At 44.7% G+C, this 13,857-nt stretch carries 9 protein-coding genes and 4 tRNA genes; 2 read left to right on the forward strand and 11 right to left on the reverse strand.

The window, feature by feature from the left end:
* Positions 1–150: 150 nt before the first annotated feature.
* The 6 genes from R1T43_RS12560 to dnaQ all read right to left on the reverse strand — a co-directional run bounded on the left by R1T43_RS12560 (position 151) and on the right by dnaQ (position 3,188).
* Positions 151–227: transfer RNA gene (locus R1T43_RS12560), tRNA-Asp, on the reverse strand.
* 31 nt (positions 228–258) lie between these two features.
* Positions 259–335 (reverse strand) — tRNA-Asp (locus tag R1T43_RS12565).
* 33 nt (positions 336–368) lie between these two features.
* Positions 369–445, reverse strand: a tRNA-Asp gene (locus tag R1T43_RS12570).
* Between the two features lie 27 nt (positions 446–472).
* Positions 473–549, reverse strand: a tRNA-Asp gene (locus R1T43_RS12575).
* A gap of 321 nt (positions 550–870) precedes the next feature.
* Entirely contained in the window at positions 871–2,361 is a 1,491-nt protein-coding gene (locus R1T43_RS12580) for a TIGR03503 family protein (protein ID WP_317355810.1), read from the reverse strand.
* Positions 2,362–2,465: 104 nt separating this feature from the next.
* The gene (gene dnaQ / locus R1T43_RS12585) at positions 2,466–3,188 is read right to left on the reverse strand and encodes a DNA polymerase III subunit epsilon (RefSeq protein WP_317349349.1); all 723 of its coding nucleotides are present in this window, start codon (positions 3,186–3,188) and stop codon (positions 2,466–2,468) included.
* 103 nt (positions 3,189–3,291) lie between these two features.
* On the opposite strand from dnaQ, the gene rnhA reads away from it, so the two are divergent.
* On the forward strand, positions 3,292–3,759 hold the full coding sequence (gene rnhA / locus R1T43_RS12590) for a ribonuclease HI (protein WP_303460207.1): 468 nt from the start codon (positions 3,292–3,294) through the stop codon (positions 3,757–3,759).
* A 125-nt stretch (positions 3,760–3,884) separates the two neighbouring features.
* On the opposite strand, the gene R1T43_RS12595 is transcribed toward rnhA, so the two are convergent.
* Positions 3,885–4,862 (reverse strand): NAD(P)H-quinone oxidoreductase, encoded by a 978-nt coding sequence (locus tag R1T43_RS12595; RefSeq protein WP_317349351.1) that lies wholly within the window; start codon positions 4,860–4,862, stop codon positions 3,885–3,887.
* A gap of 528 nt (positions 4,863–5,390) precedes the next feature.
* On the opposite strand from R1T43_RS12595, the gene R1T43_RS12600 reads away from it, so the two are divergent.
* Positions 5,391–6,584 (forward strand): class I SAM-dependent rRNA methyltransferase, encoded by a 1,194-nt coding sequence (locus tag R1T43_RS12600; protein WP_211070694.1) that lies wholly within the window; start codon positions 5,391–5,393, stop codon positions 6,582–6,584.
* Between the two features lie 206 nt (positions 6,585–6,790).
* On the opposite strand, the gene R1T43_RS12605 is transcribed toward R1T43_RS12600, so the two are convergent.
* From R1T43_RS12605 to R1T43_RS12620, 4 genes are all read right to left on the reverse strand, one after another.
* Entirely contained in the window at positions 6,791–7,045 is a 255-nt protein-coding gene (locus R1T43_RS12605) for a DUF2061 domain-containing protein (RefSeq protein WP_317349353.1), read from the reverse strand.
* Between the two features lie 442 nt (positions 7,046–7,487).
* A complete protein-coding gene (locus R1T43_RS12610; protein WP_057792437.1) occupies positions 7,488–7,790 on the reverse strand; it encodes a PilZ domain-containing protein in 303 nt (100 codons plus the stop codon).
* 158 nt (positions 7,791–7,948) lie between these two features.
* Positions 7,949–11,977 carry an ATP-dependent RNA helicase HrpA gene (gene hrpA, locus R1T43_RS12615; RefSeq protein ID WP_317349359.1) on the reverse strand — a complete coding sequence of 1,343 codons (4,029 nt, stop codon included), beginning with the start codon at positions 11,975–11,977 and terminating at the stop codon, positions 7,949–7,951.
* A 377-nt stretch (positions 11,978–12,354) separates the two neighbouring features.
* Positions 12,355–13,668, reverse strand: a complete 1,314-nt coding sequence (locus tag R1T43_RS12620; RefSeq protein ID WP_317355812.1) for a Na+/H+ antiporter NhaC family protein — start codon at positions 13,666–13,668, stop codon at positions 12,355–12,357.
* Positions 13,669–13,857 lie beyond the last annotated feature (189 nt).

Here is a 13,857-nt window from a genome sequence, read left to right on the forward strand (position 1 = left end):
ACTAGATAGCGATAAACTAGGTAGAAAAAAGATGGAGCAATAGCGGATAATACGCAAAAGATAGTGTTCTAAAAAGATATATCGTTGATAAAGAGGATTTATCAATGCGCAGTTGAACCTGCAAGGTAGTAGTCATTACTTTCCCGAAAATGGCGGAGCGGACGGGACTCGAACCCGCGACCCCCGGCGTGACAGGCCGGTATTCTAACCAACTGAACTACCGCTCCGCATAATGGGAAAGTGTGCTATTTCGACAAGTGGCGGAGCGGACGGGACTCGAACCCGCGACCCCCGGCGTGACAGGCCGGTATTCTAACCAACTGAACTACCGCTCCACATCATCGAAGAGACACTTTGTTATAACTAAATGGCGGAGCGGACGGGACTCGAACCCGCGACCCCCGGCGTGACAGGCCGGTATTCTAACCAACTGAACTACCGCTCCGTGGCCTTTTAGTTATATCATTGAAAGTGGCGGAGCGGACGGGACTCGAACCCGCGACCCCCGGCGTGACAGGCCGGTATTCTAACCAACTGAACTACCGCTCCACAATTTCAATGTTATCAGTGAGTTAGTTGGATTGTTAAAACCCCTTGCCCTCACTGCGGCGCAGATAATACGGTTTAGACCTTACAGAGTCAATGCTTTTTATTAATAAAATTGTCATCTGGGCACTGTTTGCACGATAAATAAACACAATGTTGAAATATAATTCAATCAGGCGGGAATTCGTACACCTAAAACTAGCATGCTATTCCCACAGGCCACGCTCACCTTAGGATAGCTAATTTACACTTTGGTATTAATAACAAGAAAAAGTACTCCCGATAGGGCGATATAGCGCTAAGTATATGCCCAACTTATTGCCCCTACTCTGCCGGTTTCGATTTCTTAAACTTTGCTAGCAACTTTTTAAAGCCCTTGGGTTCATTATCAATAGATAAGTCAGATTCAGACACCACTTTCTTTTTGGCTTTCTTATTTTCATTTTTTGTGGCTGCTTTTGCAGATGCAGGACCACTGGCCTTTCTTCTTTTTAAGATAATAATAACGGCAGCAATAACACCTATTAAAATAATCGTGCCATTAACCGCGACGATAATCAGGGTTAGCGTGCCTGAATCCATTCCATCATCTTCACTTTGTGATTGTGAAGGGTTTTGTGCGTTTCCTTGATTAGGTGACGTTGAACCTTCTCCCATGGCAAGCATGTCTTCACTGCCATCAACAATAGGATCTTCGCCGTCAATGAGCGGGTCTATCACTTCTGGTTCAGGTGCTTCAGCCAAAAAGGTATATTCAGGCACATCCAGAATAAAGTCTCGGCCTTCCGATGTTGTGCCATAGGCGGTTAGTTTAACGCGATAAACTCCTTCTTCGTACGCCACAATAAGATGTTCTCGCACGCCATCACCGCCCTCGGTTAACGAGAAGTTTTGAATATCTGCGTTTGGAAATCTAATTTTACCGTCTATGAGAAGTGACTCTATATTGACTAATTCGCGGTTCACATCAATGAGCAGCGTGTGATAACCATCTCCCGTGCCATCCGTAGCATCTAGTTCAACATCTACATAAACAGGGTTGTTGTGCAGAATAATAGGTGCACCAATTTGTTCTCGCGTGAACATTGGCGTTTCTACCCGATACACAGGCTGCCATTTACCCGCTGCCACTTTTAAATTGAATTGGCCAGTGAACACTCCATCCATAGGACGCTCATCCATGCCCCGTCCGTTATCTTCAAACTTTGCAATTTCTGCATCGTTAGCCCCGAAGTTGTCGTAATTGGGGTCATTGGCACTTTCAAACTCAATAGATAACTCCACGACATCACGAAACTGTTTGTTATCTATTTTTTCACCACCGTTGGTTAGGTAAGCCGTAGATTTCAATATTTCGCCTGAAAAGAGAATGCTGGGAAGCGGTGTGGCGTGAAGCTTAATATCAGAAATGACCATAACCCGACTGGCAGGGTTAACCTGACCTACCGCCTGCCAAGGGCCAGGCATAGGATTTTCAATAGTGATCATATCGAAGGTGTCAGCATCGAACCACTTAACGAAGGCCTCGTCCACCCTGCCTTGAAATAGCTTTGAACCATCGGGGCGAACTAACACTACGGGGGCTGAGCCGTATTCGCGAAAGAAAATCATAGAGACCTCTTTCACGTTGTAGTCAATACGAAAACGATTTTGTAGTAATTTAATCGAGTTCTCGTATTCATCCCCCAAGTCAGTGATAGGAGAAGGCGCAGCGTCGGCTTGTGTATCCGATGTCGACGAAGCAGGCAGCGAAGTATCTTGTGAAAATACCGTTGAAGTACATCCCAATAGGCACAACGCCAACATTACTTTCATCACGCCTACTCTCACTGTTGACCGCTCCTTTGGAAATTTATTTTAAATATAATTAGGTATGGCTAGCAGCTAAAGCTATAGACCATAACTTGCACCCGGCTCAGTTACGCATCGGTTTGCTCTTGCTCTGGGCGCCACAAACATTTCCCCCCTGCTTTTTCTACGATATCCAAACGGGATTCATGCTGTGCTAATTCATCGGCGCTAGCCTTGATAACCTTTAATTTATTTCCATTTCGGTTCAAACGACGAAAGGCATCTGATTGGGTTTCGCCGCTGCCTTTCGAGGCTAAGTTAAGTTTAGTCTGCCCACCTGTCATTAGCAGGTAAACGTCAGCCAAAATCTCAGCATCGAGTAATGCGCCGTGAAGCTCACGGTGGCTATTGTCTATGCCGTAGCGCTTACATAACGCATCTAGGTTGTTTTTTTGCCCTGGGTGCATTTTGCGTGCAACCGCCAAGGTATCAAGAACACTACAGATATCCTTAGTGATAACGCCACGGGTTTTCGGTTCCATTCCAAATTCGTGATCCATAAAGCCCACATCGAAGGGCGCATTGTGGATAACAAGCTGAGCGCCGCGTATGAAATTCACGAAATCTTCGGCCACATCTCTGAATGTAGGTTTGTCGGTTAAGAACTCATTGGTAATACCGTGAACATCAATGGCCTCTTGTTCTATTTGGCGCCCAGGATTAATGTAAACATGAAAGTGATTGCCAGTAAGTTTACGGTTAACCAGCTCAACACACCCAATTTCAATCACTCGGTGACCTTCTTTAGGGTCGATACCTGTAGTTTCTGTATCTAGTACAATCTGACGCATGATTCCTCTAATCTTACCTTTTGTTTTTTGATAGTATATCAACCCCTTCGCCACAGGCTAAGGGAAAAGCGAAATATGAAAGTAAATAATTTAAGGACACCCAGTGGCTCAAAAAACCATTCACATTTTTACTGATGGCTCATGCCTTGGAAACCCGGGCCCTGGCGGCTACGGCGCTGTACTCGTTTATAACAGCCACCGCAAAGAGCTTAGCGGCGGGTTTGCCCATACTACCAATAATCGTATGGAATTAATGGCGCCTATTGAAGCATTAAACAGCTTAACTGAGCCCTGCAATGTGGAATTGACGACAGATAGCCAGTATGTGAAAAACGGTATCAATCAATGGATCCACAACTGGCGTAAGAACGGCTGGCGTACTTCAGACAAAAAAGCGGTGAAAAATGCCGACCTTTGGAAACGTCTTGATGAAGCGGTTAGCAAGCATAAAATTAATTGGCATTGGGTGAAGGGCCACTCTGGCCACCCTGAAAATGAACGCTGCGATGATTTAGCCCGCGGCGCGGCAGAAGCCAAGCCAACAACGCCAGACAGTGGCTTTATAAGCTAATGGCTTTGCGCTCAATAGCTTTAAAAAGTTAATGGCTTTGTGCTTTAAGAGAAAAGGCGATACCGCCTTTTCTCTTATAACGTCAAATTCTGTCTATTCTTTCGCTTCTATTTACCACTCAGCAATTACCACTCTACAACTATTTTGCCCTGCGTGTCGTTACCCTCTAAACGCGCGTGAGATTTCGCGACATCATCAATGGCGTATACCGTATCAATGTTTACACTAAGCTCGCCTGAGGTAAACGCAGGTAAACAGGTTGTCGAAAAGTCACTAACAAGCGTGCTTTTGTACTCATCAGTTCTGTTGCGCAGCGTAGTACCTTGAATTCTGGCTCGTTTGCCCAACATTAATGCCATATCGAGGTTGTCGGCATATCGACCCGCTAACATGGCAAGGTAAACCACAATACCGTCGCGCTTTATTATTTGAAGGTTCCGATTTAAATAATCGCCACCTACCATATCAAGCACCATGTTAACGCCTTGTGGCCAACTCGCTTTTATCTCTTCAGCAAAGTTTTTATCTTTATAGTTTATCAGTAGGTTAGCGCCGTTTTGTTTGCACTGAGCTAACTTTTCTTTGGAAGACGCGGTAACTGCACTTTCTACTCCCCAATAATGACAAAGCTGGGTGGCGGCTAGCCCCACACCACTGGCACCACCGTGAATGAGTACCCGCTCTGCTGGTTTAACATTGGAGATTAAGCGCAAGCATTGAAATGCAGTAAGAAACACCTCGGCAAGTCCGGCCGCCGTGCTATACGCCATATTCTCTGGAACCCGCATTAAATGATGCGGATTAACAGCAACTTGTTGTGCATAGCCGCCTCCAGCAACCAACCCAAAGACTTTGTCACCCACTTTCCATTCACTGACGGCAGCGCCTACCTCTATAACTTGCCCGGCGACTTCCAGCCCCAGAATCTCACTTTCACCAGGTGGTGGTGGATAGTGCCCTTGTCGTTGTAGTGTATCGGCTCGATTCACACCAAAGGCGTATACTTGCACTAGCACTTTATCGTCGGTAAGTACGGGGGCATCAACCTCTGCGATTGTGAGGCCTTCTGGTGCACAGCCTTTTTCGAAGTTTACAAATTGCATTAGTATCCTCTTTTATTAAACTTTCACAGCAGGTGCAGTGTGTTTGTGCACGTTAGTGATAGCATTCAACACGTTAACCTATGATTACGTGGCCGATACGTTTTAGTGCATAAATGCGTTGGCATTTTTAGCATCGTAAACCTAGCACACCGCTTATTACGCAAAATTGGTTTAACCCAATGTAACCTAAGGTTTATGAAACAAAACTCAAGATTACCAATAGATAGCTATAACGCTGCGTTTAATCTAACAGCTGCGCTTGCCCAACAAACTTACTTTCATAACTTGTAAAATACTTACCTTCAACGCGGTAAACTTGCTAATCATTCGCATAGCCACCGCTTTATCGCTATACTTCGCCCCGCCGCTTACGTGTGGTTGCAAGGGCAGTTTATTTGGCTAAAGGCTCTTATTTGGCTAAAGGCTTTATTTGGCTAAAGGCTTTATTTGGCTAAAGGCTTTATTTGGCTAAAGGCTTCCCTATGCAATACCCACTTCCTAGCTAATTCAAGAAATAGAGTACGTTTCATGTCATCACAAGTTATATTGCATCCTAATAGAGATAAATCCCTTCGTCGTCGCCACCCTTGGGTGTTTGAAAGCGCCGTGGCAGAGCTAAAAGGTAGAGGGCGCAGTGGTGACACCGTTGATGTATTCGATTCAGAAGGTGACTGGTTAGGTCGTGGAGCCTATTCTCCCACTTCGCAAATTCGAGTGCGCATGTGGACCTTTAGCAAAGAAGAAAGTATTGATAACGCCTTCTTTTTACGCCGCATGGAAATAGCGCTCAAATTACGCACCCGTTTATTTGACCCAGAAGTTACCAATGCTTTTCGTTGGATAGCGTCCGAAAGTGATGGCCTTCCTGGCGTTACCATAGATTTGTATGACAACGTAGCCGTGCTGCAATTGCTAAGCGCTGGCGCTGAAAAACACCGTGATAAAATTGTGTGGGCAATAAACAAGTTGAAGCCCGGCACTCATGTTTATGAGCGAAGCGACGTTGATGTGCGCAAAAAAGAAGGCTTGGAGCCAGTGACCGGCGTGGTGAGCGGCGAGCCGCCCATGCAAGTTACAGTAAAAGAAAATGGGCTTTCTATTGTTGTTGATATTGAGAACGGCCACAAAACGGGCTTTTATCTTGATCAACGAGATAGCCGTGCTGCCGCTGCACATTATGCCAAAGACGCTGACGTGCTTAATTGCTTCAGCTATACCGGTACCTTTTCTTGTTATGCATTACAAGGTGGTGCTAAATCGGTTACTAATGTGGATGTGTCTCAGCCAGCCCTTGACCTTGCTAAGCAGCATGTGGCGTTAAATGGTTTAGATGAAAGCAAAAGTCATTACGTTAAAAAAGATGTATTCAAGCAGTTGCGTGAATACCACGAACGTGGCGACCAGTTTGATATGGTTATCCTCGATCCACCCAAGTTCATCGATAACAAAGCATCACTTACTCGTGCCGCACGAGGTTATAAAGATATTAACCTGTACGGTATTCATGCGGTGAGAAATGGTGGATTACTGCTTACTTTTAGCTGCTCTGGCCTAATGCCAGCCGACCTTTTCCAAAAAATAGTGGCTGATGCCGCATTGGATGCAGGAAGAACCATTAAGATTATTGCTCGACTGAATCAAGCCACCGATCACCCGGTGATTGGCAGTTACCCTGAAGGGTATTATTTAAAGGGTTTAGTTTGCGAAGTGACTGACCTGTAATATCAGGCCTAGTTTTACAATTAATTTAGTAACAGTAACAAATAAAGAAACAGGTAAACAAACAAGCAAATTAATACAGGCTTTTTGTTTAATTCATTTTGCATAAAAAACGCGGCGATAAGGTTTTATTAAGTGTAATTAAACTTAACTCACCGTTAGCGCCACGTTTTTCAAAAATTCAAATAAGAGGCAAACTTAGCAAACGCTTATGATGCCAATGTCATCCCATTTGAAGCAAAAGTCTGCTCAGAACGTCTACTTAATTGCTGCTCGCTAGCTTGGTCTTTAGACTGGCTCTCAAATTTCTTCCAGACTCGCTCGTGGAAATAAAAAACTACAGTGTTCACCGCTGGCTCGACTAAGGCTACTGCCCCACCCACTACTGCACTACCGGTTAATAAGTATGCCACTGTAAAAGCGACGGTGAAGTGCATACACGCAAAAGTGATGGTCTTTTTCATAATGATTTACCTAATAAGTTTGTCTCGATTCGTTAATGAGAATTATTATCGATTAGAAACATTAAAGACAATTGATTTTTACGAAGGATGCCATCTACTTATTCGATTTCCCTATTATGAAAGAGTTAATATGGAAAAGTAGATTTAAAAAAATTGCTCTGTAGGTTTTTAAAAATAGTGGCACATGTCGCTGCTGATATTTTAGTGATAGACGTAAGCGAGAAACGTCAATGAGAGAAGTCAACGAGTGAAGTCACTGAGATATTGAAGCGCATGAAGCATATTGCAGAAGGAGTCGGCAAAATAGTGGCTAAAAGTCTATCTATGATTGGCTGTAATTAGTTAGAAGTAGTAGCGTGAAGCAAAGCTAGCCTGACTCACGAGAGAGTTCGTGAGTCACAAATAATAAATAAGCTTAGGCTTGCGAAAGCCCTTATGCCGCTTATTTCATTTCTGAGATTTCAACCCCAATCAAACAGCTAGATTCTGTGTCTGGCTCACAGCGAACCACAGTAGCAATAGCTGCTAATGAAGGCACTTGAGAGCTTGGGGAATCTATGGCAACGCTAACTTGCGTACCAATTTCTAATGAGGGTTCATCAACTTCTAAAGACATGCCCGTTGCGCTGATGTCTTTACACATCGCTTGCATAGTGCGGCTCGATTCATCATCAGTAACCTGTAACTGACAAGGCGAATTAACCATCATCCTGAAAAAGTTTCGCTTATCGTCGTATCCCAACATTTCTACATCTCCGCTACGTATTCAAACCACATGTTGCTCTACCTGTTATAGGGCGAGGTAGGCCGCTTGTCAATCAGACTGACCAAGAATTGTCCGATTATATTTAGAAAATTATTTCCTGTTGTTTGGGAAAATAACCAAGGTGCTTAGTTTTCCACTTAGAAATCAGCTAAAAACAGTGAGATACGCTTAGCTGATATGGGGTAAGCCGTCCCTAATGCTTGCGCAAATAAAGACACCCTTAATTCTTCAATCATCCAACGTGTATCCAATAACGCTTGTGGTACTTTGCCTTTCGGGTATTTACCACAGGCTTTTTCCCACTCACTTAATGCTTTTTCTACCGTGAGTTGATGCATTCTGTCTTTGTTCGGATCAATTGGTAGTTTCTCTAAACGACGAGATAAGCCTTTAATATACCGGTTCCAATCGTTAAGACGTGCTTCACCAATATCAGATACAAACCCCGGGAACACTAAGCTTGAAAGATGTCCTTTGCAATCGCCCAATGCGTTTATCATGTTAAGGGGCACATTACCTTTCATTTGTTTTTGGCATTGATGAGCAAGGGTTAAGCCCTGCTCTACCTGCTTAGCTATTTCTAGTACTTTGTCGTTAATTTCTGCGCGCACTATATCTACGCAGGCATCAAAATCAGCTTTGCTACGAATATCGGTATTATGCTTTTCACAGTATTCCCCCACCAGCGCGTCTATACCGGCAAAAATACAATCATCAATAAGCGCTTTAATTTGCCCAAATGGATTGAAGTAAAGTCCTAACTTCGCTTTATTGGGCAGCTTACTTTGCAAGTAATTAAGTGGCGACGGCATGGCGTTTTTAATCAACACGTTCACGCCTTTTCGGTGCATAGATTGCGCTTTTTCAGGCTCGTCGATAAGGGCAATATCTACCTTGTCGCCCTTCTCTACCAATGCAGGGAAAGCTTGCACTTCAAAGCCTCCCATCTTTTGGGCAAAAGTGGTTGGTAAGGTGTCGAAGTCCCAGCTTTCGATACCACTTCGCTCAAGTTCCGGCGTGGCCGCTTTTTCAAAAGTTTCCTTCACTTGCCCAGCACATTGCTGTTTTAGGGCGTGTAAATCGTCAGAACGGGCGATGGTATCGCCTTTATCGTTCACTACCGTAAAGTGCATGATTAGGTGCCTATCAAGCTGCGACAAGTTCCACTCGTCTTCCTCTACGGTAATACCTGTCATTTTACGAAGCTTGGCGGTAACGGCCTCTACCAGGCTTATTGGACGGCCGTTTTTATCCGTTTCGCTGATATCGGCAATACAGGCATCAGCAAAGTTAGGCGCAGGTACAAAGTTGCGGCGCAAACGCTTTGGCAAGGTTCTGATCATCGATACTATGCGCTCATGCCTTAGCCCTGCCACTTGCCAATCAAAGCCAATGTTTTCTACTTGGTTAAGTACCGGCAAAGGAATAATAACGCTAACCCCATCGTCATCCGCATTCGGCTCGAAATGATAACGAAGTCCCATGGTGATATTGCCTTGTCGCCACGCATCAGGAAACGCGTTCTCTATGGCTTGGCCAGGCTGTTGGCGATACACGTCATCTTCGGTAAAAGTAAGTATGTCGCTTATCTTGTTAACACCCGACTTTTTGGCACCCGCCTTTTCGCCGCCAGTTTGCTTAGCTAACGCTTCTTGATTTTTGTACCACTTCTTAAACGCCGCTTCGTTGTTGGCTTCTACCGGAATGCGCGAGGCATAAAAACGTACCAGTTCGTCATCATCAACCAAGAGATCTCGGCGTCGAGTCTTTTGTTCAAACTCATCGGCTTGTTCAAGCAAGGCTTGGTTTTCTTTTAAGAAACCAAAGTTAAGCCGCGTGTTACCTTCAACTAAGCCTTCGCGAATAAAGAGTTCGTGGCATACCGGTGGGTCAATTAAGCTATACACTTTGGCTCGTTTCATCACTATGGGTAAGCCAAACAAGGTCACTTTTTCAAACGCGATAACGGCGCCGCGTTTTTTCGACCAGTGAGGCTCTGAATAACTGTGCTGACTAACATGTCCAGCTAACGACTCTATCCAAGCGGGGTCAATTTTCGCTACCATGCGAGCGAATAGCTTAGAGGTTTCCACTAATTCAGCCCCCATTACCCATTTAGGCTGAGACTTAGAAAGCCCAGAGCCTGGGAAGATCATAAAGCGGGTATTACGCGAGCCTAAGTATTCTCTGTCTTTATCTTTAAAACCAATATGCGATAGCAATCCACTGGCAATGGCTTCGTGGATTGCTTGATAATCTGGCTCGTTTTTCACAATACCAAAGCCCAATTCGGCCACCGACTTTTTAAGTTGGCTAACAATGTCTTGCCATTCGCGCATACGCAGGTAGTTGATAAATTGGCTCTTACACCATTTACGAAGATGATTTTGGCTTAATTCATTTTGCTGCGCTTTAAAGGCGTCCCACAGATTATACAAACTAATAAAATCTGAATCTTTATCGGTATATTCGCTGTGCTTTTCATCCGCCTGTTGGCGTTTATCTTGTGGCCGCTCGCGAGGGTCTTGAATAGATAACCCTGCAGCAATAACCATGACTTCCATCAACGCGTTGGTGCGCTGTGCTTCCACCACCATGCGGGCGTAACGAGGATCGATAGGTAAACGAGCAATCTGTCTGCCCATTTTAGTAAGCTGCATACGGCCTTTTTGTTTCACGATGGCCTGAATTTCTTCTAGCAACCTAAACCCGTCATTGATATTGCGGTTATCTGGCGGCTGAACAAAAGGAAAATCGGCTATATCCCCTAACCCCAACGCAAGCATTTGCAAAATAACCGAGGCCAAATTAGTACGCAGTATTTCTGGGTCGGTAAATTCTGGGCGGCCAAGGTAATCATCTTCACTGTACAAACGAATACAGATACCGTCTGACACACGGCCGCATCGCCCAGCTCGCTGATTTGCAGAGGCTTGCGATATAGCCTCTATCGGCAACCGCTGTACTTTACTACGGGCGCTATAGCGAGAAATACGGGCCACACCAGGGTCGATAACATACTTAATGCCCGGCACAGTTAACGAAGTTTCTGCCACGTTGGTAGACAGCACAATGCGCCTACCGGTGTGAGACTGGAAAATACGATTTTGTTCAGCGGCGGAAAGCCTTGCATACAAAGGCACAATTTCCGTGTTTCGGTATTGCCTGCGCATTAAGGCATCTTGGGTGTCGCGAATTTCCCGCTCACCACTTAAGAACACTAAAATATCGCCCGGTTTCTCGGTTAATAGCTCATCAACCGCACCTACAATAGCATCGGTTTGGTCGGTATCATTCTCATTGTCTTCAGGGCTATGGTAGCGAATTTCTACCGGATACGTACGTCCACTCACTTCAATAATAGGCGCGTTATTAAAGTGCTTCGAGAAACGTTCAGGGTCGATAGTGGCCGAGGTGATAATCAGTTTAAGTTCAGGGCGCTTGTCTAATAGCTGCCTTAAATAACCCAGTAAGAAGTCGATGTTTAAGCTGCGTTCGTGGGCTTCATCAATAATAATGGTGTCGTATTGATTTAAAAACCGGTCGTTTTGCATTTCTGCCAGCAACATACCGTCTGTCATTAGTTTTACGTAGCTTCGCTCGCTAACCTGATCACTAAAACGAATTTTAAAACCAACCTTTTCACCTAAGGGGGTATTGAGCTCTTCAGCAATACGGGTAGCCACACTGCGTGCAGCCAATCGGCGTGGCTGAGTATGGGCAATCATGCCGCTGACTCCACGGCCAAGCTCTAAGCATATTTTCGGTAACTGGGTAGTCTTACCCGAGCCAGTCTCACCCGCTATAATCACCACCTGATTTGCGGCAATAGCAGCTTTTATGTCGTCTTTTTTATCGCTCACCGGCAGCGGCGGATAGGTAACTTCTGGTAAATTCTTCAGCCTAAACGCACGCTTATCTTTTGATGCTTGAATATCGTTAGCAAGTTTCTCGTATCGAGTGACTAATTTGCTTTGCGGGCTATCGCCAGAAGCATCGCTGTGGTTAGTATTCTTTACTTTTTCACCGCTATTAAGCTGCTTCGCGAACTGCTGAATACGCCGTTTTAAAGGGAATTTATCCGCCGACAGACAATCATCGAGTTGTGTATAAAGCGGTTTAATCTGAAAAGCGACAGGCGACGAAGGCGCGTTAGGTGAAGACAATTTACCATCCTACATTTTGATACGATCTGTACTATCTGTACTTACGGTGCTTAATAGCGAAACGAACTGTTGGCCATTGCTGTTAAAACAGCCTGCGTTTTTATATACGGCTAAACAGCGGAGGTCGATCCTAGAAGAAGTTACGTTAAATTTCCACCGCTAATCACCGTAGCATATAGCATAGTGATACGAACTGGATATTTACTCTATTAAAATAACAACGAAGCGATGTTTACTTGCGTTAATTACCGATGTAACCATCGCTATTGCTGCAGGTATTAACAAGTGGTTTGAGTTACCAATCGTTAATACCCCTAGGCAAATACAGGTGATATGCATACTTAGTTTGTGCTGAACACAACAACGCTGAATAAGCGCTATTTCACGGCGGCCGATGCGCCTGTTAATTCATCGTCATTTTTCTGTTCAAACGTAGGGAAGTTAAACCATATTGCCAGTAAGCCAAAAACGAATATAAGCATGGGATACCAGCAATAAGGTGTAATGGCTAGTGGCGAAATACCTACTACGGCAGCAGCGCTTAGTAACTGCGCACCATAAGGCACTAGCCCTTGAAAGCTACAAGAAAAAATATCGAGTAGTGATGCAGTACGACGAGGATCTACCCCGTACTTTTCATTTAAATCGCTCGCAATGGGCCCTGCGGTAACGATGGCAATAGTGTTGTTGGCGGTAGTAATATCTAAAAAGCTGACCAAGCCAGCAATACTAAACTCTGCGCCTTTTTTGCTGGTAACACGTTTGGTTAAACGGTTAATCAGCCAAGTAATTCCGCCGTTCGCGTGCATCAAGGCCACAATACCGCCAATGGTAATAGCAATCATGGCTAAGTCTTGCATCCATCCCATGCCTTTTTGAATGCTATGCATCATGGTAAGCACAGTGAAACTACCTTGAAGCAATCCAACCACACAGGCACTGGCAATACCCACTGCCAACACAGTAATAACGTTAAAACCGGTTAACGCAAAGCCAATAATGAATAAGTACGGCAATATGCGCCATACATCGTAATCTTTGGTTTCGATAAGCTCAGAGGTATCTACATCGACAAAGACTAACAGCAGTACCAAGGTGGCTAGGCAAGCTGGTAACGCTACCATCAAGTTTGCACGAAATTTATCTTTAAGCTGTACACCTTGGGTTCGGGTGGCCGCAATTGTGGTGTCTGAAACAAACGACAAGTTATCACCAAACATAGCGCCGCCAACTACTACGCCAAGGGCTAGCTCAACCGGTAAGCCTAAGCTATTTGCCAGCCCTGCCCCTATGGGTGAAAGCGCGGTAATGGTTCCCATTGAAGTCCCCATAGCAAACGAGATAAAGCAGCAAATCAAAAATAGTCCGGGCAATATCATGGCCGTGGGAACAAATTGTAGTGCCATATTTACCGTCGCATCCCGTGCACCAATATCGATAGTGACCGCGTAAAAAGCGCCAGCAAGGAGGAATATCAGTACCAGTAGAATGATATTTTTATCGCCGCCGCCTTTGCAAAACGTTTGTACTTTTTCTGAGAAGCTTACCTTTTCGCCTTTAGGGTTTAGGCATAGGCCGTAACCAGCACTAATAAAGAACGCCACCAATATAGGCATAGCGGTAATATCGTTAGTAATAAGGCCTGTAGCTACCACCAGAACAACAAATAATAAGATGGGAGTTAGACCCATTGGGTTTGGCTTAGGTTGGCTACTTGAATTTAATTGCTGCACAGAAAACTCGACTTCTTTAATCTGAATGGGCACGGCGAATAGCCGACGATTATTGTATCTATAAGGCGTTTTACGTATGACTGACTATAAATGAACGAGTCTACACTAGCGCTTACATTTATAGGTAATTAGACAAATACGCAAAAA

The organism is Alteromonas sp. CI.11.F.A3 (assembly GCF_032925565.1).
Classification (GTDB): Bacteria; Pseudomonadota; Gammaproteobacteria; order Enterobacterales; family Alteromonadaceae; genus Alteromonas.